17 protein-coding genes and 1 pseudogene are annotated in these 21,173 nt (G+C 43.5%); 6 read left to right on the forward strand and 12 right to left on the reverse strand.

Annotated elements, in window-relative coordinates; genetic code table 11:
- Window positions 1-289 precede the first annotated feature (289 nt).
- Window positions 290-1,162, reverse strand: coding sequence for a nucleotidyltransferase-like protein (locus tag BV455_RS06170; protein WP_017436529.1), 873 nt, complete (start codon window positions 1,160-1,162; stop codon window positions 290-292).
- Window positions 1,163-1,333: 171 nt separating this feature from the next.
- Here BV455_RS06170 and BV455_RS06175 point away from each other — a divergent pair, with 171 nt between their 5' ends.
- Window positions 1,334-1,690 (forward strand): YgzB family protein, encoded by a 357-nt coding sequence (locus BV455_RS06175; RefSeq protein ID WP_017436530.1) that lies wholly within the window; start codon window positions 1,334-1,336, stop codon window positions 1,688-1,690.
- Window positions 1,691-1,715: 25 nt separating this feature from the next.
- Here BV455_RS06175 and perR read toward each other — a convergent pair whose 3' ends face one another.
- On the reverse strand, window positions 1,716-2,168 hold the full coding sequence (gene perR, locus BV455_RS06180) for a peroxide-responsive transcriptional repressor PerR (RefSeq protein ID WP_017436531.1): 453 nt from the start codon (window positions 2,166-2,168) through the stop codon (window positions 1,716-1,718).
- 263 nt (window positions 2,169-2,431) lie between these two features.
- On the opposite strand from perR, the gene BV455_RS06185 reads away from it, so the two are divergent.
- A complete protein-coding gene (locus BV455_RS06185) occupies window positions 2,432-3,607 on the forward strand; it encodes an RNA-guided endonuclease InsQ/TnpB family protein (protein WP_042410770.1) in 1,176 nt (391 codons plus the stop codon).
- Between the two features lie 310 nt (window positions 3,608-3,917).
- Here BV455_RS06185 and bcp read toward each other — a convergent pair whose 3' ends face one another.
- Together bcp and BV455_RS06195 are read right to left on the reverse strand one after the other, a co-directional pair.
- Window positions 3,918-4,388, reverse strand: a complete 471-nt coding sequence (gene bcp, locus BV455_RS06190; RefSeq protein WP_042410766.1) for a thioredoxin-dependent thiol peroxidase — start codon at window positions 4,386-4,388, stop codon at window positions 3,918-3,920.
- A 62-nt stretch (window positions 4,389-4,450) separates the two neighbouring features.
- Window positions 4,451-4,855 (reverse strand): potassium channel family protein, encoded by a 405-nt coding sequence (locus tag BV455_RS06195; protein WP_218687853.1) that lies wholly within the window; start codon window positions 4,853-4,855, stop codon window positions 4,451-4,453.
- A gap of 101 nt (window positions 4,856-4,956) precedes the next feature.
- Between BV455_RS06195 and BV455_RS06200 the strand changes: the two are divergent.
- A pseudogene (locus tag BV455_RS06200) lies at window positions 4,957-5,651 on the forward strand (response regulator transcription factor).
- 716 nt (window positions 5,652-6,367) lie between these two features.
- On the forward strand, window positions 6,368-7,183 hold the full coding sequence (locus BV455_RS06205) for a hypothetical protein (RefSeq protein ID WP_218687854.1): 816 nt from the start codon (window positions 6,368-6,370) through the stop codon (window positions 7,181-7,183).
- A gap of 115 nt (window positions 7,184-7,298) precedes the next feature.
- On the opposite strand, the gene BV455_RS06210 is transcribed toward BV455_RS06205, so the two are convergent.
- From BV455_RS06210 to BV455_RS06230, 5 genes are all read right to left on the reverse strand, one after another.
- Window positions 7,299-8,939: an L-lactate permease gene (locus BV455_RS06210; RefSeq protein WP_061580025.1), complete on the reverse strand. Its 1,641-nt coding sequence runs from the start codon at window positions 8,937-8,939 to the stop codon at window positions 7,299-7,301.
- A 33-nt stretch (window positions 8,940-8,972) separates the two neighbouring features.
- Complete coding sequence (locus tag BV455_RS06215; RefSeq protein WP_061580026.1) at window positions 8,973-9,935, reverse strand: L-lactate dehydrogenase; 963 nt, start codon at window positions 9,933-9,935, stop codon at window positions 8,973-8,975.
- A 251-nt stretch (window positions 9,936-10,186) separates the two neighbouring features.
- Entirely contained in the window at window positions 10,187-10,972 is a 786-nt protein-coding gene (locus BV455_RS06220) for an ABC transporter permease (protein WP_218687855.1), read from the reverse strand.
- A 3-nt stretch (window positions 10,973-10,975) separates the two neighbouring features.
- Window positions 10,976-11,767 (reverse strand): ABC transporter permease, encoded by a 792-nt coding sequence (locus BV455_RS06225; RefSeq protein WP_017436541.1) that lies wholly within the window; start codon window positions 11,765-11,767, stop codon window positions 10,976-10,978.
- Complete coding sequence (locus BV455_RS06230; RefSeq protein ID WP_017436542.1) at window positions 11,760-12,764, reverse strand: ABC transporter ATP-binding protein; 1,005 nt, start codon at window positions 12,762-12,764, stop codon at window positions 11,760-11,762. The genes BV455_RS06225 and BV455_RS06230 overlap by 8 nt, the downstream gene beginning before the upstream one ends.
- A 248-nt stretch (window positions 12,765-13,012) precedes the next feature.
- On the opposite strand from BV455_RS06230, the gene BV455_RS06235 reads away from it, so the two are divergent.
- Window positions 13,013-14,308 (forward strand): glutamate-1-semialdehyde 2,1-aminomutase, encoded by a 1,296-nt coding sequence (locus tag BV455_RS06235; protein ID WP_017436543.1) that lies wholly within the window; start codon window positions 13,013-13,015, stop codon window positions 14,306-14,308.
- 426 nt (window positions 14,309-14,734) lie between these two features.
- On the forward strand, window positions 14,735-19,207 hold the full coding sequence (locus BV455_RS06240) for a glutamate synthase-related protein (protein WP_218688018.1): 4,473 nt from the start codon (window positions 14,735-14,737) through the stop codon (window positions 19,205-19,207).
- 191 nt (window positions 19,208-19,398) lie between these two features.
- On the opposite strand, the gene BV455_RS06245 is transcribed toward BV455_RS06240, so the two are convergent.
- The 3 genes from BV455_RS06245 to BV455_RS06255 all read right to left on the reverse strand — a co-directional run bounded on the left by BV455_RS06245 (window position 19,399) and on the right by BV455_RS06255 (window position 21,049).
- The gene (locus BV455_RS06245; protein ID WP_218687856.1) at window positions 19,399-20,271 is read right to left on the reverse strand and encodes an IS3 family transposase; all 873 of its coding nucleotides are present in this window, start codon (window positions 20,269-20,271) and stop codon (window positions 19,399-19,401) included.
- Window positions 20,268-20,594: a transposase gene (locus BV455_RS06250; protein WP_218687857.1), complete on the reverse strand. Its 327-nt coding sequence runs from the start codon at window positions 20,592-20,594 to the stop codon at window positions 20,268-20,270. Before BV455_RS06250 ends, BV455_RS06245 begins: the two co-directional genes overlap by 4 nt.
- A gap of 305 nt (window positions 20,595-20,899) precedes the next feature.
- Window positions 20,900-21,049, reverse strand: a complete 150-nt coding sequence (locus BV455_RS06255; RefSeq protein ID WP_155835578.1) for a hypothetical protein — start codon at window positions 21,047-21,049, stop codon at window positions 20,900-20,902.
- Window positions 21,050-21,173 lie beyond the last annotated feature (124 nt).

Below are 21,173 nucleotides of genomic sequence, written 5' to 3' on the forward strand. Positions count from 1 at the left end.
TTCGTTTTGTTCAGTTTTCAAGGAACATTTTTCGTTAAAACGACTTTTTTATTTTAATATTTTCATTCTCTGTTGTCAACTCTTTTTTTATTAACGCCTCGCAACCAGCCGCGGTTGCGACGACGTTTTATAATATATCATCTCCTTTTTTGCAAGTCAATAACATTTTTTATTTTTTATGATAACAAAAAAATAAACAGCCCTTTTACCAGTGAAAAGTAAGGCTGGCATGTTTTCAAAAACAAAAGCGTCGCCCTCCAGCATGCAAAAAATGCATGTTCTCTTCCTGCTATTCGTTTTGCACTGAATAATAACGATGATATATATGACGACTTTTTGTCGGTATCTCTTCCACGGACAAAACTTTTTTCTCTGCTAAATATTCCAACATGATAATAAGATCTACCGAATACGGGGAAAGCTCCGGATGCTCTACAATTTCGGCAATGCTCCACGCCCCTTCTTTCTCACCTAACACTTTATACAAATGGGCGGCTCCTGATGAAATTCGTGAATGGATCAAAAATTCGTTTGCTAAAAATAAAAGCTCTAACCGTTTTTGCAACGGTTCTTCACTGCTCACAAGCTCCTCATACAACTTATAAATTTGTCCATCTATTTGTTTTACTTGGTCCCATACCGTTACTTCCGGATAAAATCCTTGTTCGATCACAGCTAGTCTTGCTAGGTGATGTAACGCATGAATAACATGATTATATGCATCTAATAATTGCCCTGCTTCAAAAAATGCCCTTCCATCCATATAGCGGCGAATCAGCTTTGCAAATTCTAACCCCATTTTTAATTGCCGCGTTTCCTCCGGAAATTCCTTCATACGGTTTCTCAGATGATGGATATAATCATTTCGGTCAAACAAAACTTTTCCATTGAATATCCAGTCAATCACTTTTCGATGGGAACCGAGAAGAAGCCATTCATTTAGCTTTGCTTCACTAACTGCATATAAGGCCGCTTTTTCTTCACCTAATGCATAATGTTTCATAAAGACGGGAGCATTCCCATCAGTGGTAATTACTAATAAAACCCTATCAAACGTATCAGTGACCGCTGAATTATTTACTTTCTTTTCAATCATTAAAATTCCTAATGTATCGCGGCGGCTAGCCCATTCTTGGTAGATGGGACGAAGCAAATCCTCCATAATCGTTTCCTCCATCTCCTTTATGCTGTCATTGCTTATTCGACAAAAATCGAAAAAATCCTCTTTATTGTTTTGCCCAACAGGACAAAAACATGCATTGGGAAGAAAAATGTTAAAATTAACGGATTTTCTGCACTTTATGGTATAGTGGTGTATATAGGAGGGACAAGCATGGGCATTAAATATTCAAGCAAAATCAACAAAATTCGTACATTCGCCTTAAGCTTAATCTTTGTCGGCATTTTTGTCATGTATATAGGTATATTTTTCCGCACCTCTCCTTTAGTAATGACACTGTTTATGATCTTAGGACTCCTTTTTATCATCGCTAGCACGGTCGTTTATTTTTGGATTGGAACATTATCAACAAGAGCTGTACAGGTGGTATGCCCTTCTTGTGGCAAAGTGACAAAAATGCTTGGCAGAGTAGACTTATGTATGTTTTGCAGCGAACCGTTAACATTAGATCCGGAGTTAGAGGGTAAAGAGTTTGATGAAAAGTATAACAGAAAAAAAAGAAAAAGCTGATAGCCATTTTCCTGCTATCAGCTTTTTAATGTTGGCGATGTCCGTTTTTCTGGCAGTCCGGACATGTTCCGTAGATCTCCATACGGTGATGATCCACTTTGAATCCGGTTACATGTGCGGCAAGCTGCTCCACTTCATCCAGCGCTGGATAGTGAAAATCGACAATTTTGCCGCACTGTTCACAAATAACATGGTAATGGTTTGATGTGACGAAATCAAAACGGCTTGATGCATCACCATACGTTAATTCTTTCACTAATCCGATCTCTTTAAAAACGCGCAAATTGTTATAGACGGTTGCTACGCTCATGTTTGGAAATTTTCCTTCCAGCGCTTTATATATTTCATCTGCCGTCGGGTGTGACATCGAATTAATCAAATATTCCAATATCGCATGACGTTGCGGAGTGATGCGTATTCCCGTCTGCTTTAACATATCAAGCGCTTCTTTTAGCTGTTGGTTGTCAGACACCGTCATGCACCTCTCTTCCTTCAAAAAATAAAAAGAATTATTATTTTATAATTTTTATAATTAGTCTACAAGTATTTTATATCATTTGTCAATATTCATTACCATTAATATATGAAACCGCCATATTTTTTTTACATTTTTCCCGAGAAGTCTCCCTTCCTCTAAACGGAGTAAAGGAGAGAGAGGAATCGGGAAGTTTTTGATTCCCAAAAACGAACATATGTGCTATAATCAAACTATCCTATCACGCAAAAAAAGAAGGGATTCTCATGCTTCGTGGCCAAAAAGTATTCTTCCGGGCATCGAAAGTGGATTTGGAACGATTGTACTCCTGCAATCGGGAATCCGCCCGTGTTTGGAACGAATGCCTCCGCTTAGCCAAAGAATACTTCCTCCAACATGGATGTTGGATCACCAAAAGCGAGCTGCAAAAGCAAACAAAAAGAAAGTTCCATCTTCACAGCCAATCGGTTCAAGCGGTCTGCCACAAATATCTCTTCGCAAGACAAGCTGCGCACCAAGCCATCCAACAAGGACATCCTGCCCGCTACCCCTACAAGAAAAAGAAGTATTTCTCTACGAAATGGGCAAAAGATGGATTCAAAGTGTATGAAAACGGAAAAATCGAATTGTCCATGGGCATTCATCACGGAAAACGGGAAAAGCCGATCGTCGTGTATGCGTCGCATCTGCCAAAGGGAACGATCAAAGAAATCGAATGCTGCTTTGATCATAGTCTTTATTTAGCCGTGACATATGAAGATGGACAAAAGGCCAAAGCGTATGAACCAGGGAAGGCCGTTGGAGTCGATCTTGGGGAAGTGCATACCATTGGAGCATTTTGCGAAAACGGTCAGGCTATTCTCATCACCGGAAGAAAAGTACGCTCCCTTCACCGGTTGCGGAATAAAAAACTGGCGGAGATTCAGCGTCGTCAATCCAAGTGTCAAAAAGGATCCCGTCAATGGAAAAAGTACGAACAGGCGAAAAAATATGTATTATCCAAATCCGAAAGACAGCTACGGGATGCGATGCATAAAACGACGAAACAGTTTGTCGACTGGTGTTTGAGGCAGTCCGCCTCCGATGTGTATATCGGAAACGTTGAAGGAGTGCAGCGCAATACGAGAAAGAAAAAGCAGGCAAGCCGCAAACAAGCGCAAAAACTCTCGAATTGGTCATTCGGGAAAGTGAAGAAGTATCTTGCTTATAAACTTGATCAGCATGGCATTCGCTTGCATGAAATCGAGGAGTCGTATACGAGCCAGACATGTCCTGTCTGTCAAAAGAGAAAAAAAGTATCTTCCCGCCTGTTTGTGTGCCGGTGTGGGTATGAGGAACATCGTGACGTTCACGGCGCGAGAAATATCTTAAGCAAGGCGCTGCATGGCACCTTTGTGCATTGGGACGTACAAACGAAGCTGACGTATCTACGGATTGCGTAAGCAAGAAGTAGTAGAAGGGTTGGACCGCCCCATCGGTGTAGTACGATGTTGCTTACTGGACCCATCGGGAAGTCTTCCGATGCATTCATCGAGTGGAAGGAGACTGCCTTCTTCTGCGCAGAAGCTTCTTCGATGGAGATGGTGAGAAACTCCCACCTTTTCATGGAATGAAGGTGGGAGAGGTTCATCAAAAAAATGTGCGGAAGAACGTTCCGCACCCATGTCACCCTTTCATTCATTTGAGGAGGTTAGTATCCATTATACGCAGCCTTTTTTGTTTTGTATGGACTTCTACCCAATTAACGGTACGTTAATGCAAATTTTTAGAAATATACTCGAGCGCCTCCTCGACATGACCCTTTACTTTGACACCTCTCCATTCTTTTACCAACTTGCCGTCGCGATCGATAATAAACGTAGATCTCTCGATGCCCATGTATTCTTTGCCAAAGTTTTTCTTCAGCTTCCAAACGCCGTACATTTCCGCTACCTTGTGATGCTCATCAGCAAGCAGCAAAAACGGCAGTTCGTACTTTTCAATAAACTTTTTATGCCGCTCGAGCGGATCGGTGCTAACCCCTAAAATAACCGTGTCCAACTTGGCAAACTGCTCGTAATGATCACGAAAATCGCATGCTTCTGTCGTGCACCCCGGCGTCATGTCTTTCGGATAAAAATATAGTACGACATGTTTACCGCGGAAATCCGAAAGGGAAACCATTTCCCCGTTGCTTGCCGGCAATGTGAAATCTGGTGCCTGTTGGCCAATTTGCAAAGCCATACTTTTCCCTCCGCAATATATTTTTCTTTTAGCGTAACGGAAGGAATGATAAATTGCAACGATTACCGCTTATCCCAGTCAACCATTGTTCGAACAACAAGCACAGCAGGCATAATATAACCTAACAAAGCTTCAATGATGGCAAGCCATCTTCCAATCCCCATTGGCGTAATGTCTCCATATCCGACTGACAATAACGTCACCCCGCTTAAATAAAGGCTGTCTTGAAGGATAGAAAAACATTCGTTAGCTGTTTGATTGGCAGATGGGGCAAATACGTTATGCCCATTAATTTGAAGCACCATATATATCAGAGCGAAACCTAGCATCATTGTGATATACCATTGGATAAGAACAAATAAATTTTCTAAGGAAATACGACGGGTCGTTTTTATACTTGTCGTCCAAATAGACGCAATGCTGGCAAGTAACACCGTCGCTATAATTCCAATGAACGCGTACTCCATCGCTCTCACCTCGCATACTTGTCCATAACCATATATACAAAAACAAAAAGCCGATTATTCATATAATAAGTGGATTAGATATAAATGAAAGGGAGAAAACAATGCATACGATTTTGATTGTCGAAGACGATGATAAAATCGCATCCATGCTGAAGGAGCGTATGGAAAAATATGAATATCGCGCACATATGCGGAACAGTTTGACGATATTAAAAGGGAATTTATAAAGTTCCGTCCTCATCTTGTACTGCTCGACATTAATCTGCTTCGATTTGACGGTTTTTATTGGTGCCAGCAAATCCGAACGATTTCCCTCTGCCCCATTATTTTCATTTCTGCACGCAGTCATGAAATGAACCAAATCATGGCGATCGAAAATGGCGGGGATGATTATATTACAAAGCCGTTTAATTTAGATCTAGTCATGGCCAAAATCAAAAGTTTACTGCGGCGAACATACGGTTCTTATGCCGCTCCTATGCAGCCCCGTGTATATGAAGTATCAGGGTTGTATTTTTTATATGATCAACATATGGCGCAATGGAAAGATAAAACGATTGAGTTGACCAAAAAAGAATTCATTTTATTGGAACGTTTGGCGAAAAAAGTAGAAAAAATCGTATCTCGTGAAGAACTTTTGGAATCATTATGGGATGATGCGGAGTTTGTCGATGATAATACACTATCCGTCAACATTGCACGCGTTCGCAAAAAACTGCAGCAGATCGGGATTGAACAAGCAATCGAAACGGTGAGAGGAGTCGGTTACAAGTTAATAAAAACATGGGAGGGTTAACCATTCACTTGTTTCTGCGTGAGCATGTCTCGTTGGCCATTTTTCATTTCCTTCATACATTGCTTTTGTTATCGATTGTTTATTTATATATGCTAGAACAATCCTTGCACCCATCCTTCGGTATATTCGCATATCTTTTTACCGTCAGTTTTGTGTGTTTAGTAGTGTTTTTAGCCGTTCGTTTCGGGCGGCAACGCGATGCATATCGTTTTTTATCATCCAGTTTGCATCATTTGGATAGGAGCATCCCCTCCTTTAGCGGTTCTCCATTGCTGCTCCATGCAAATGATAAAACGCGCCCTTCCCATTTTATTACTCGTCATTATTGGAACGTATTTTTTATATACGTAAGCGAGCAGCGGGCTGCTGCGATATTATAAACAGCGAAAGCACTCCTATTATCGTGGCACAAACTTAATTACCGCCGCTGAACTGACATATAAACTGAAAGACAACGCGAGAATTTTAAGCATGGTGACGATTTTAACAGCAGTGACCTATACTTCTACCGGGGTGCTTGCCAACCTTTATTTTGGCAAAAAAGCAGAAGCACGGTTTCCGCATGCAATTGCACTTATATCAAAAAAGAACCGAAAGCCTTCGAAAACAAATTGCAAATACTGAAAAATGCTTTACGTGATGAGCATATTCCTTTTACAAGTCATAAGGCCGTTTTCATCCGCGCATATAATCCTAAAAAAACTAACGATGATATAATGCAAAACCTTGTTCTTATGCGTGTAACAGATTATAATCGATTCGCGGATTTGGCCGGTCTGCCGCATATATCGCTGCCAGCAAATACAGCGGCGTATATGCACCCTACCCCTGACCAAGGATATGAACCTATTAAAGGAAAACAAATTGCGATTGCCATAAAAAATAGTAATGAGACGTCGGTGATTCCGTTGGCTAAATCGATTCCCCAGCCAGCTATCAATCCTTCGGGGTTTATCGGATATATGTTAATTGTTCCTGATCATTTATATGCTAAATTTCATCGTCTCGCAGCGGAAGAAACGATTCAATATTACGCTGGTGTATCATATAAAAATTGGGAAGCAAAAACATCCGTAATCAAAAAACTGAACCGCGTGATTCAAAAAGATGATGTCGATTTCACCAATCGTTTAGAATTCTTTAACCAAATGGAACAAATTTTCTCCTTAATGCTCTTTTATTGGTTTTTTCGTCAGTGCTCTCTTCTTTTTGGCGGCCGACACATTTTATATTTTAAGCTGTATAACGATTTGGAGCAGGACAGCAAGCAATACGAAGCGTTATCCAAACTCGGTTTAACATTAAAAGAAATGAAGCAAATCGCGGCGAAGCAAGTAGCAATTCTCTTTTTCATTCCGTTTGCCGTTGCCACCGTCCATGTCGGCTTTGCCTTTAAAATGCTGCAAAACATAGTGTCCGTCTCCATGATCAAAGCAAGCGTGCTCGTCATTATCATCTTTTTCGTTGTTCAACTTGGTTACTATTTTTTGATTCGTTCGCTTTACACGAAAAAGATGGAGCAAGTAATGTAAAATTAAACGTTTTGCGGCCTTTTTCCAGGTATATAAATCGGAAAAAGGCCGCAGAATCATCTTTTTTCGCCTATACACAACACAGTGCTTAACTTAATAAACAAACTATCATTATCTAAATTCCAATGATCGAAAGACCAATGATCGAAAGAACGTATGTCCAGACTCCCACAAACAATAGCAGGATCAAGCTATAATAAATCGTCATTTTAAACAAGTTAGATTCTCTGCCAGTCTCTTGCACCGCGGCTGTTGCAATCGCGATGGATTGCGGAGAAATGAGTTTTCCCATAACTCCCCCGCTTGTGTTGGCAGCAAGCAATAACGAAGAGTTTGTCCCTATTTGCGTTCCTGTAACGACTTGTAAATGGCCAAATAAAGCATTGTTGCTCACGACAGATCCTGTTATAAACACACCAAGCCACCCTAATAACGGGGAAACGAACGGAAATGCATTTCCCGTCTTCGCTAATGCTAAACCAATCGCAGAGGATAAACCCGCATAGTTAGCCAAGTTGGCAAATCCCATGATAAAACAAATAGTTAATACAGGAATCCATAGTTCTTTACATGTTTCTTTTAAACTTTGTACTCCTTCGGCGAACGTAATGTTTTTGCTAAACATACCTGTGAACAGCACCGCTAATAAAATTGCTGTACCTGTTGCAGACACAAGATCCAGCTTAAATATTGCATCTAACGCAGTCTGTGTCGGCGCCACCGGAGGAATTTTTACAACTTCTCCATGCAAAAACGGCACTTTAAATAAAAGCGTAGTTTGATGAAGCATTCCACCTTCAGCAAACAGAGCTTTAAAACTCGGCAGACTCCATATAACAACGATTGCCGTTAAAATATAAAAAGGAGACCACGCATGGATGACTTTTTTCAAGCTGTATTTAGATTTTTCAACAACTTCCCCATCCTGATTCACTCGATATATCTGTGACGGCTGCCATTTTTTTAAGAAAATAGTTAGTGCCCCCATACTGACAAGTGCTGCTAAAATATTAGCCAACTCAGGACCGAATACAATGATTGTCAATGTTTGTACAATGGTATAGCTTCCGCTTACCACTAAAAGAGCAGGCAATGTTTCTCTAATACCTTTCCATTTATCTAAAATAAACACTAATAAGAACGGAATAAGAAACGTAATAAACGGTAAAATCCAAGCAAGTGTGCGAGATAACTCAATCGGAGTTAAATCTCCCATTTGTGCTCCGACAATAACCGGAATTCCAATTGCTCCAAACGCGCCAGATGCAGCATTGGCAATTAAACAAAGAGCAGCTGCTTTTAATGGATGAAACCCGAGTTCAGCAAGTAAAGCAGCAGAAATAGCAATCGGAACACCAAATCCCGCGGCTCCTTCTAAAAATGCGTTAAAGCTAAAACCAATGAGCAACAGTTGAAGCCGCTGATCTTCAGAAATGTTTGCGATACTCCCACGGATAATGTCAAATTTCCCTGTTTTCACAGCGATTTTATATAGCCAGACAGCCATGATCACAATATAGCCAATGGGCCATAAACCGTTCGCGATTCCATAGATGGAAGCGGCAAGCGCCTTTGAAACCGGCATATGAAAAAACCAAACAGCTGTCACTAATCCAAAACAAAGAGTGAGAAAAGCGGCTTTTATTCCCTTCATCTTAAACACCGTTAAACATAATAAAAATAAAACAATTGGAAGCGCCGCAATGAATGCAGAAAGATACGCATTATGAAAAGGATTGTAATGTTGTATCCACATGATGTTCACCTTGTTGTTATTCTAAGTCAGTATTTATTGCTTTACCTCATCAAAATAACGGGAAAGAATGTCTTTTAATACGGTTACGCTATGATGAAATTGCTGTTGTTCTGTTTCATTTAGCTTCAATTCCATTACCTCGCGAATACCGTTTCGGTTGATAATGGCAGGTACGCCGATATAAACATTTTGCTCGTTATATTGGCCGTCCAGATAAGCGGAAACGGTGAGTATCGCATTTTCATTGTGCAAAATAGCGCGTGTAATGCGGACTAGCCCCATCGCAATGCCGTAATACGTCGCGCCTTTTTTCTCAATAATTTGATATGCCGCGTCACGAACATTGATAAAGATATTTTCTAAATCCTCTTTTCGGTAGCTATCGTTTTGCGACAATATTTGCTCAACTGGAATACTTCCAATTTCTGCACGGCTCCAAACAGGCAGCTCTGTATCCCCATGTTCTCCGATAATATACGCATGCACATTGGTTGGAGCTACTTGAAAGTATTCACTCAGCAAAAAGCGGAATCTTGCCGTATCCAGAATCGTTCCCGAGCCGATCACCCGTTCTTTCGGTAAGCCGCTGAATTTCCAAGTAGCATACGTTAAGATATCTACTGGATTCGTTGCAACAAGAAAAATGCCATCAAACCCTGATCTCATCACAGAATCGACAATCGTTTTAAAGATATTCATGTTCTTGTCAACAAGATCGAGTCTTGTTTCCCCTGGTTTTTGGTTAGCACCTGCACAAATCACCACCAAATCGGCATCTCGACAATCTTGATAATCTCCATGCCATATATTCATTGGCTTCGGCGCAAATACTTTTCCGTGATTGAAGTCCATCACGTCGCCCTCCGCCTTCTCTTTATTCACATCAATCAACACTAGTTCATCCGCTATTCCTTGATTCATAAGGGCAAACGCATAGCTGGAACCAACGAATCCTGTTCCTACAAGCGCCACTCGATTCATGCATTGTCTTTTCATCGTTGTCTGTCATCCTTTCCAAAAATCAATTTGTGAAATTATTCACAAATATATTGTGCATTATTTCACAAACTTTATCAAGTATCAACTATAAGAGAAATTTGTCTTTTTTGTTAACAGTTTGCTCACACAACAACATCCAATAAACGAAAAAACGGTCTGTCATTATTAACCTCCGTAATACCCTATAAAAAATAAGAGGGCGGATCCGTTAAAGGAATTTTTACTTCCTTTTGGATTCACCCTCTTTCTCAATTCCCCGCACCCCGATATCGCTTTACTCCTGCGTTCCATAAAACGACCGCAATCCCAAAAAAGATAACACCCATGATTGGAGTAAAAAATGCATAGCCGTACCATTCTTTTTTACCAAGAAAATACGATGCGGGATATACGCCAACAAACGCAAACGGCAAAATCCACGTTAAAATATAGCGGATAACGCGATGATAAATATCAATTGGATAGCGCCCGTAGTTGCTGATATTGTACATCATCGGCATGATCGATGTACGAGCATCAGACCAAAAACTAATAGTTGCCAATGACACAAATACTCCCGCGTAAATAAATGCTCCCCCTAAAACAAACAAAATAAACATCAAAATGTCATACCAATGAAACGAAAGAGATAAACGCGCACTTGCATACGCCATAATGATGATGCCCGTTACTCCGCCAAGCAACGATTCAAGTTCCATCCGCTCGAGAATAATTTGAAACAAGCTGTGCACCGGGCGCGTCAATACGCGATCCATTTCTCCACGCACAATATAGCGCTCATTAAAATCCCACAAATTAAAAAATGCTCCGAACACCGCATATGGCACTAAGAAAAAGCCGTAAATAAATAAAATTTCATCGCGCGTCCAGCCGTGCAATAACGACGTATGCCCAAACACAATGAGAAGAAAAACAAGATTGACCGCTTGTGACATCAAATCAGAAATAAACTCCACCAGCAAATCGGCACGATATTGCAGCTTTGTTTTCATGTATTGTGCCATATATTGAAAAAAGATCGATACGTAAAACACGACTCACCCTCCTTGAATGACAAGCTGTTTTTTCGCCGCTCGCCACAACAGCTGAATCGGGATGAGCAACAGCACACACCATACAAGCTGAAACAAAAGGCCATGGAGGATTGCTTGCCCTTGAAAACTTCCTGTTACAATCATACTCGGAATATAACTAATTCCTTGAAACGGAAAGTATTTCATTGCCTCTTGCGCCCAATCTGGATAAAAGCTGATTGGCAAAATAAGTCCGGAAAACAAGTCGATCACAAATCGCTTTGCCCGCAATAACCCTTCATTGTTAAGGGTAAAAAATGCTATGATGCCGGCAAGCAAATTTAATTCTGAATTAATAATAAAACTAAGGGCAATCGACAAAGTGAAAAACATCCATGTATGAACATCGGTTGGAAAACGAAGCGGCAAAAATAAAGCGACAAGAAAAATTCCCGGAAGAGAAAGAAACAACAAACGAAAGATTCCTTCCCCTAATCCTTGCATCGTTTTCATTCCGAGATAACTGTAAGGACGAATCAGCTCTGTCGCCACTCTTCCTTCTTTAATCTCCATGGCGATTTCACGGTCGATATTATTGAAATAAAACGCCCGCGCCATCCATGAGATGGCGACATACGTGGTCATTTGCGCCATCGACATTCCTTGCATCGTCGATTTGCTGCCGTAAATCGCTGACCAGAGAAAATAGTACGCGGCGATATTAATGGCGTAAATAAGAATGCCCGTATAATAATTGGTCCGGTAAGCAAGCATCATTAAAAAGCGGATGCGGATCATCTCAATATATTTATCCATGCACAACACCTTCTTCATAGATGTTGCGGATAATTTCTTCTGTAGAAATTTCATTAATGTTCATATCTTGAATCGAATAGCGGGCGACAACGCGGCCGATCACTTCCGGCAATAACGCGGAAGGCACTTGTGCTGTCCAGACATTGTCTTGCTCCCCTTTTTTCCATATCACTTGCAGACCATTCGTTAGTTCTCGTAACGCATGAAACGTGATTTCGCCCGCAAACGTAAACTGGATTTGCTTTCCTTCTCCCCATTTTTCTTTGAGACGCTTAAGCGAACCATCGTAAATGATTTTGCCTTCATCAAGCATAATGACACGCTCGCATAACGCTTCGATATCGGAAATATCATGTGTCGTCAATAAAATCGTCGTGTTGTATTTTTCATTAATTTCTTTTAAAAACTGACGGATTTTCAGTTTTACAAGCACATCGAGGCCAATGGTCGGCTCATCCAAAAACAACAACGGCGGATTATGAATGAGCGCCGCTGCCAGTTCACAGCGCATCCGCTGCCCGAGCGACAGCTTGCGCACCGGCTTGTCCAAGAGCGGGCCGATATCTAGCGCCTCAATAATATGTTCCATATGTTGCCGATAATCTTCATCGGAAACGCGATACACTTTTTTCAAGAGCCGAAACGATTCTTGCACCGCAATGTCCCACCACAATTGGGAACGCTGTCCGAATACCACACCGATCGTCCGCACGAACTTTTCCCGCTCTTTATGCGGATTCATGCCGTTGACGATCACTTTTCCCGCCGTCGGCGTCAAAATTCCCGTCAGCATTTTAATGGTCGTCGATTTTCCTGCGCCGTTTTCGCCGATATAGCCAACGATTTCCCCTTGCTTTACGGTAAACGAAATATCATTCACCGCACGAATGATTTTATAGTTTCGCGTAAATAAATCGCGAAACGCGCCGATTAAGCCGGAGCGGCTCGAATACGATTTAAACTCTTTTCGTAAGTTTTCCACTTCGATGGCGTTCATAGTTCTCCTCCCTGTATATAGACACAGAAAAAGGTATGAAATTCCTTTTTTCGTAAAGCGGAATGATTTTCGCTACGTATTGCATTATACATAAACACGCCGATATTTCATCTTTTTTGTTTTGTTATCATTTTCCATTCGTGTATCGTCCAATCACCGCCATGCGAAACGCCAAAAAGCTCCAATCACTATAAATATGTTAGAATAGGAAGGTAAAAGACTATGAGGATCACAGGAGGCTTTAGAACATGAATTTTACGAAATCGGAACAATTGTATCAGGAAGCGCTCAAGCATATCGTCGGCGGCGTAAACAGCCCATCCCGTTCGTATAAAGCGGTCGGCGGCGGAGCGCCGGTCGTCATGGAGCGGGCGCAAGGCGCTTATTTTTGGGACGTCGATGGCAACAAATATATTGACTATTTGGCGGCATACGGACCGATTATTACAGGCCATGCCCATCCCCACATCACGAAAGCGATTCAGCGCGCTGCAGAGACAGGCGTCCTTTATGGCACTCCAACTCCTCATGAAATTACGTTCGCGAAAATGCTAAAAGAAGCGATTCCATCCTTAGAAAAAGTGCGTTTTGTTAACTCAGGGACGGAAGCGGTCATGACGACGATTCGCGTCGCGCGCGCCTATACCGGCCGTGATAAAATCGTTAAATTTGCTGGCTGCTACCACGGACATTCCGATCTTGTCCTTGTCGCTGCCGGCTCTGGTCCGTCGACGTTAGGAACCCCAGATTCTGCCGGCGTGCCAAAAAGCATTGCCCAAGAAGTAATTACTGTACCGTACAACGATGTTGACTCATTCAAACAAGCGATGGAAATATGGGGAGACCAAGTCGCCGCCGTGCTTGTCGAACCGATCGTTGGCAACTTTGGCATCGTTACACCAAAACCTGGCTTTTTAGAAGCGATCAATGAGATCGCTCATCAGGCAGGAGCACTTGTCATTTACGATGAAGTCATCACGGCATTCCGCTTTATGTACGGCGGGGCGCAAAATTTATTAGGGATTGAACCTGATTTAACGGCAATGGGCAAAATTATCGGCGGCGGTCTGCCGATCGGCGCCTATGGCGGCCGTCAAGACATTATGGAACAAGTCGCCCCACTCGGTCCGGCCTACCAAGCGGGGACAATGGCAGGCAACCCTGCTTCCATCCTTGCCGGCATCGCCTGCCTTGAAGTACTGCAGCAAGACGGCGTGTATGAATACCTTGATAAACTTGGTGCGATGTTAGAAGAAGGCATTCTTCACCATGCCGACAAATATGGCATTCCAGTAACAATCAACCGGTTAAAAGGCGCACTTACCGTTTACTTTACGACCGAAAAAGTCGAAAACTATGAACAAGCACAGCGAAGCGACGGCGAAATGTTTGCGAAGTTCTTTAAACTCATGTTAAAACAAGGCATCAACCTCGCTCCTTCGAAATATGAAGCGTGGTTTGTCACGCTCGCACATACAGAAGGCGACATTGAATATACGCTTCAGGCGGTAGAAAACGCATTTAAACAATTAAAAAATGCATAATTATACAAGCCATCCAGGAAGGATCTTCTCCTGGATGGTTTGCTATATTTATGAAAACGGTTACAAACAAACAATAAAAAACTTGACAATTTTGTGAATAATATATCCAATAAAGTGAATAATTAATTGATTTGAACTTTCTGACATGGTATGATAAGTTATAAATTCTGAAAATTAAGACGTGATTTGCCGCTTACCATTCGGAAATCCGTCACTGACGTTATCAAGATGAAGCGGGGATCGGTTTTATAACGGGCTGACAGGACACGTATTTGTCCATGAAAATCTAGCGGAACAAGAGGAAACATCTATACGAAGATGTAGTGCGCTAAAGCATGCCGATTCCATTGTACAGAGGTTCAGGGAATACAACAGGAGGTGAACGGCGAAGGCGGGTTCCTTCCCGCTGGATCACGCCACTTGCATATGAAACAACGCTGGAATCCGAATCTTTTCAAAAACTTTCATCAGGTCGAGCATGATGCCTGTGGTATTGTCGCCGCCATTGAAAAGCAGCGCATCCCGACGCGCGAAAACATTATGACATGCATTGATGCACTTGTCAAAATGAACCACCGCGCCGGCTTTATTAACGGCGAAGGAGACGGCGTCGGCATTCATATGGATATTCCGAGAAAACTGTGGATGGAAAAACTCGCAAATGCCGGCCAAAACCCGGAGATTGCCAATGACGAAAGCTTTGCCGTCGGCCATGTTTTCATCCATCGGTCTGCAGATGTAGACAATGTCAAAGCACAAATCAAACAGCTTTGTAAACGTTATGGTTTCTCATTGATTTTTGAATCGGACCGAGTCACTTCATCGAGCGCATTAGGTCCAATCGCGCTTCGACAAGAACCGGTATTTTGGCAAATCGCCTTGCTGCCAAACGACAAGATGCAACTTTCGAAACGGTTATTTGATCTCGCTATTGACATCGAGCAAGATGAACATGTCCATGTCGCCTCTTTAAGCAATTTCCACGTTGTCTATAAAGTGATGGGAGCCGGAGATATTTTGCCAAAATACTATCATGACTTGGCCCACCCATTTATCGCATCGACCATGACATTAGGGCATAACCGTTACTCGACCAATACGCTGTCTAACTTTTTCCGCGTTCAGCCGTTTAGCGTATTAGGACATAACGGAGAAATCAACACGATCGCAAAGCTGCGCGAGGAAGCGGTGATGATCGGCGTTCCGCTGACAAAAGACGGCAGCGATTCCCAAGATTTAAGCCGCACGATGGAAACGCTTATTTGCCGCTATGGCTATAGCTTATTTGAAGCGATGGATATACTATTCCCGCCTATTTTGAATGAAATCAAGAAATATCCGCCACACTTGCAAGATTTATATGCATACATCCGCGAGGCGTGGGGACATTTCGCCCAAGGGCCGGCGGCGATTATCTCCCGCTACGCCGACGAAGCAGTATTCAGCGTCGATGCCCTTGGTTTGCGACCGCTGTGGAAATTAGAAACGGAAAAGCGGTTTGTGTTTACGTCCGAACCGGGAATTATGCCAACATGCGAATATACTGGCGACCCCAAACCGCTTGCGCCGGGGGAAAAAATCGGTTTGATGTGGTCCGGCAGCGGAGCCATTCAAGTGTTGGAATATGAGCAATTCCAAGAAGAAGTATACACTCGTTTTTCGGGGCGGTTTGATATCGCAAACTTTCGAAAACGCCTCGATGTTCCGAAACTAGAAAACTATATATTTTCCTCCGCTCCGACTAAAGTGCATAACGGGCAATATGCGGCATTTGGCTGGGACAGGGAGCATATTCAGCTGTTAGAGCAAATGGCAGAAAAAGGTGCGGAGCCGATTCGCTCACTTGGTCATGACGCGCCGCTGGCAGCGATTGATCCGAACCGCAAAAATCTTGCCGACTTTATTAAAGAAAGCGTCGCTGTTGTCACCAATCCGGCGATTGACCGCGACCGTGAGATGGAACATTTCTCCACAAGAACCGTCATCGGAAAACGGCCATCTCTCGTAAAAAAAGCAGAAGCTTCCTATGTAATCGAGCTTGGCTCGCCGATTCTCATCGAGGGGAAAATCGGCAGTGATTGTTTAGCGGAACTAGGCCATCCTTCGTATGATCAAATCGTTCATTCGTTCCAAGAAAAACAGTTAACGCACATCTTGTCAACGACATTTACAAGCGAAGAAACAATTCCAGAAGCGCTAGCGCGTCTTGCCGCTGAAGCATGTAAGGCGGTTCGTTCCGGCAAAACCTTGCTCGTTTTAGACGATGCAGAGGCACACCAAAACGGAAACTTATGGATTGACCCATTGCTTGTTACATCGGCGATTGATCAAGCGCTGACAAAACAAGATTTGCGCCGCGACTGTTCGCTTTTGCTTCGTTCCGGTGCGATTCGCTCCCTTCACGATGTGATCGTCGCCTATGGGTTAGGAGCAAACGCCATCAGCCCGTATCTCATGTTTGCGACGGTTGCGGCAGAAGAATCGATTACGCCTGTAGTAAACTTATTTAAAGCACTGAATAAAGGATTAGAAAAAGTCATTTCCACCATCGGCATTCATGAATTGCGCGGTTACAGCCGTCTCTTCTCGTCGATCGGACTGCATGATGAAATTGCCGATGTGTTAAACATCGTCAACTTCTTTGGTTCAGATTCATTGCAATACGATTTCGCGGCACTAAAACAAGACGCCATCGCCCGCGCCGAAGACTACGCCAACGAAAACGCCAAGCCGAGAAAAACGTTCCACCTCTTCCCGCGCATTTGGAAGGCGATTGGTGAAGTCGCACAAACAGGATCATATGACAGCTACCGGGAAAAAGCAAACGAGCTGGAAAGCGAAACGCCGACAACCATTCGCCACTTGCTGGATATGAAAAAATCCAACAAGCCGGTTCCGGTCGAAAAAGTCGATATTAGTGTCGGTGAACATAGCCTGCCGTTTGTCATTGCTTCGATGTCGTTCGGCTCGCAAAATGAAGTGGCGTTCCGTGCTTATGCGGAAGCGGCAGACCGATTAAATATGGTCAGCCTCAACGGCGAAGGCGGCGAAATTAAAGATATGCTCGGCAAATACCTGCGTACGCGCGGCCAGCAAATCGCCTCCGGCCGTTTCGGGGTCAACGCGGAGCTGTTGAACTCTTCGAATCTGCTCGAAATTAAAATCGGCCAAGGGGCAAAACCAGGCGAAGGCGGACACCTTCCAGGTTCAAAAGTGACGGCAAAAATCGCCGAAGCGCGGAACGCAACAGTCGGTTCCGACTTAATTTCGCCGTCCAATAACCACGACATTTATTCAATCGAAGATTTAGCGCAAATGATCGCCGAATTAAAAACGGCAAACGATAAGGCAAAAGTCGCCGTTAAAGTGCCGGTCGTGCCAAACATTGGAACGATTGCCGTCGGCATCGCCAAAGCGGGGGCGGATATTATTACATTAAGCGGCTTTGACGGCGGAACCGGGGCGGCGCGCATCCACGCCCTGCAGCATGTCGGCCTGCCAGTGGAAATCGGAGTAAAAGCGGCCCATAACGCGCTCATCGAAGCCGGTTTGCGACACAAAGTCGAAATTTGGGCGGACGGCGGCATCAAGAGCGCGCTGGACGTTCTTAAAGTGATGCTGCTTGGGGCAAACCGCATCGGCTTCGGTACATTATCAATGATCGCGATCGGCTGTACGACCTGCCGCGGCTGTCATTTAGATACGTGCCACGTCGGCATTGCTACGCAAATTGAATCGGTAGCACAAGCAAAAGAGCATGGGCTGCGCCGTTTCGTACCGCGGCAATTCGAGGCGGCGGTGCAAGGATTAGTCAACTTATTCACCGCTTTTGGAAACGAGCTAAAAGCGTTAACAGCAGCTCTCGGGGTTACCCGTCTGCAAGATGTTGTCGGCCGCTCTGACTTATTGGAACAAACAAGAGGACTGGGGCAAATGAATCTAGCAAACTTGCTCGAAGTGCTCGAGGTCGAGCAGCTGGCGCCAAAAGAAGCGGCCGCAAGCGCGGAAGAACCAGCATTGCTCGTGGCCGCTGGAGCGGAATATCTTGATTATCATGTAGAAGATTTGCACCGCTCCCGTGAATTTACGACTGTGACATCGGAACAGCGCGTTCTTGGCAGCCGTGTTTCATGCCACCGCGTGCGCGGACGTCTGGATGGTTCGTACAAAAAATTGCCAAACGTCACCTTGCGCTATACGAAAGGCTCGATCCCAGGGAACGGCCTTGGCGCTTATAACACTCATGGCATTCACATTCATGTTGACGGCGGCGGACAAGATGGCGTCGGAAAAACCGCATTTGGCGGCAGCGTCTTGATTTTTAAAGCAAAAGGAAAAGACGGAAAATTTTATAATGGGTCTGTCGGCAAAGGCTTTGGATACGGTGCGCAAAAAGGACTTCTCGTCGTGCAAGGAAACGCCGATGCACGTGCCGGCATCCGCCTCTCCGGCGCCGATATGATCATCGGCGGCCAAGTAACCGTTCCGCTTCCGGATGAAGAACACGGAAACATCGGAACACGCGCCAATATTAAAGGGTTTGCTTTTGAATACATGACAAATGGACGCGGGCTCGTCCTTGGCGACCCAGGCCCATGGATTTGCGCCGGCATGACAGGTGGTGTCGTCTACTTGCGCCATCAGCCTGAAATGGGCTTAACCAAAGCGGCGTTAGAGCGCCGCATCGCCAAAGGAGCGCAAGTACGCCTCGAGCCATTAAACGAACGCGGCAAAGCAGATGTCGAAGAACTGTTATCGACATACATTGAACTGTTAAAAGAACATGATCAGCACGAAGAAGCGCAATCATTACAGCCGCTTCTCGAAAACGTAGAAGACCATTTCTTCCAAATCATCCCGACAAAAGAACAAGCAGACCCTTCGATTTCGACGGAATGACGAAAAGAGCATCCCGCCGTGTGAACATATCCCTGTCAAGTAGACAGTATGAAAAACGCCCACCTTCTTCAGCTGCTTGCAGGATAGTTGAATGAGGGGAAGCTGTCAAGGAAAGCACTTGACAACTTCCCCTTCATTCAACTTTAACGGTTGGTAAGCTGAAGAAGGAGTCCATATCATCCGTTCGTCTGCTAAGCTACCTTGGTGGTTCGATATTCGACAGGACTGAGGTAGCCTAATTTTTTTTGAAAACGCTCATGATTATAAAAATGCATATACCGGTCTATGGCCAGAATCACTTCCTCGTCCGTTCGAAAGGTGCGAAGGTCCATCACTTCAGATTTCAAATGTCCAAAAAAGTTTTCCATACAAGCATTGTCTAAACAATTCCCTTTTCTGGACATACTAGGGATAATGTGATGATCCTTAAGCAGTTTATGGTATTGACGAGATGTGTATGGCGAGCCTTGGTCACTGTGGAGAATGACTCCTCGCACATCTCGTTTTTTTATGGCCTCTTTTACGGTATCAACCACTAATTCCAAATTATTAGAATGACTGATGCGATACGCAATGATTTCATTGTTGTACAAATCTTTAATGGCCGAAAGATATAAATATTTTCCTTGAAACGGCAAATACGTAATATCCGTCACCCATTTTTGATTGGCCTCGGTCGCTGTAAAATCGCGGTTTAACACGTTCGAAACAACGATATTCTCCGTGCCTTTTTTATACTTTCTCTTTTTTTGCCGGATTTTTGCTCTAATCCCCAATTCTTTCATTAGTCGGTAGACTCTTTTATGATTCACTACCTTCCCATATTTCCGTTGAAGCCACGCTTTCACACGATCATACCCGTAGATCCCGTTGACCTCTTGATGGCATTCCAAGATCATTCGCTTTACCATCTCATCTTCTTTTTGCTTCTCCGTCATCATTCCCCGTCGGTTTAACCATTTATAGTAACCGCCCCTTGTGACTCCTGCCATTTCACATAGTAAGGAAATGGGGTATGTCACGGATAACTCTTGGATGATCTGAAATCGTTCTTCCGGTTTCACCTCCTTGCCAGGGATCGCAACTTTTTTAAATATTCATTCTCTGCTTTCAGTCTCCGATTTTCTTCTTCCAGACTTAACTTCTTTTTTCTTGGTCCTCCCTTTAGCGGGGACTTGGATTTTCCGCGCCGTTCTTCCAGTCCGTCAAGACCTGTCTCATCGTAATTTTTCACCCAAAGCCTGATAGTTTTGGTGCTAGGAATTCCTAATTCTTTGCATACACGCTTATATCCGTATCCCTCTTCTATGTACATCTTGACAGCCTTTAGCTTAAATTCCGGTGAATACGTGGTTTTTCCTTTTCGTGTTTTTTTCATTTCGAACATAAAAATAATCCCTCCAGTGTTTTTGTTTACAGTATGGGCTTTTTCCCAACTGTCTACACTAGAGGGATAATATCAGTGAGCGGGATGCTCTTTTTTTGTTTTGCTCTTATTTCCCATTACTTATACATCCATCGTTCTCTCCTGCCGGCACTTCTTTATCGATCGTCTCATAGGATTGTTGGCGTATCTTTACTAGCCTATCGTCAAAAATCGTCATATTTATTTTTTTACCTTTTGCATCGATAAATGTTATTGTATATTTGTACCCCTTGATCTTATCCGGTGTTTGTTTTTTCCGCTTCATTTCATGTTTCTAGCAAACGTCTTATTTTGCGTAAATCGTTGACAGTGACGCTTTTCCCTGACTTCCCTTCCTTGATTTGCAAAGAAACAATTTTTTCATGCAAAAAGGACTTCATCGTAACAGGCACGGCGCAGCCAACACGACCAATCATGCCAACAGCCACCATCCATTTCGCAAGAGAATCTCTCCTGCCATTTTTGAACCAAAATCCCCGGACACATTCCCCTTCTATCATGCGAAACATTTAGGCAGAGAGGTTCACATATTCCATGTAT

The organism is Parageobacillus caldoxylosilyticus, from assembly GCF_019272935.1.
Taxonomy (GTDB): Bacteria; Bacillota; Bacilli; order Bacillales; family Anoxybacillaceae; genus Saccharococcus; species Saccharococcus caldoxylosilyticus.

Coding starts and splice junctions, on each gene's coding strand:
- BV455_RS06240 (WP_218688018.1), top strand. CDS start 14,735: ATGAAACAACGCTGGAATCCGAATCTTTTCAAAAACTTTCATCAGGTC.
- bcp (WP_042410766.1), bottom strand. CDS start 4,388: ATGGCTTTGCAAATTGGCCAACAGGCACCAGATTTCACATTGCCGGCA.
- BV455_RS06215 (WP_061580026.1), bottom strand. CDS start 9,935: ATGAAAAGACAATGCATGAATCGAGTGGCGCTTGTAGGAACAGGATTC.
- BV455_RS06230 (WP_017436542.1), bottom strand. CDS start 12,764: ATGAACGCCATCGAAGTGGAAAACTTACGAAAAGAGTTTAAATCGTAT.
- BV455_RS06210 (WP_061580025.1), bottom strand. CDS start 8,939: ATGTGGATACAACATTACAATCCTTTTCATAATGCGTATCTTTCTGCA.
- BV455_RS06205 (WP_218687854.1), top strand. CDS start 6,368: ATGCAAAACCTTGTTCTTATGCGTGTAACAGATTATAATCGATTCGCG.
- BV455_RS06170 (WP_017436529.1), bottom strand. CDS start 1,162: ATGGAGGATTTGCTTCGTCCCATCTACCAAGAATGGGCTAGCCGCCGC.
- BV455_RS06195 (WP_218687853.1), bottom strand. CDS start 4,855: ATGGAGTACGCGTTCATTGGAATTATAGCGACGGTGTTACTTGCCAGC.
- BV455_RS06175 (WP_017436530.1), top strand. CDS start 1,334: ATGGGCATTAAATATTCAAGCAAAATCAACAAAATTCGTACATTCGCC.
- perR (WP_017436531.1), bottom strand. CDS start 2,168: ATGACGGTGTCTGACAACCAACAGCTAAAAGAAGCGCTTGATATGTTA.
- BV455_RS06235 (WP_017436543.1), top strand. CDS start 13,013: ATGAATTTTACGAAATCGGAACAATTGTATCAGGAAGCGCTCAAGCAT.
- BV455_RS06185 (WP_042410770.1), top strand. CDS start 2,432: ATGCTTCGTGGCCAAAAAGTATTCTTCCGGGCATCGAAAGTGGATTTG.
- BV455_RS06250 (WP_218687857.1), bottom strand. CDS start 20,594: ATGTTCGAAATGAAAAAAACACGAAAAGGAAAAACCACGTATTCACCG.
- BV455_RS06225 (WP_017436541.1), bottom strand. CDS start 11,767: ATGGATAAATATATTGAGATGATCCGCATCCGCTTTTTAATGATGCTT.
- BV455_RS06255 (WP_155835578.1), bottom strand. CDS start 21,049: ATGATTGGTCGTGTTGGCTGCGCCGTGCCTGTTACGATGAAGTCCTTT.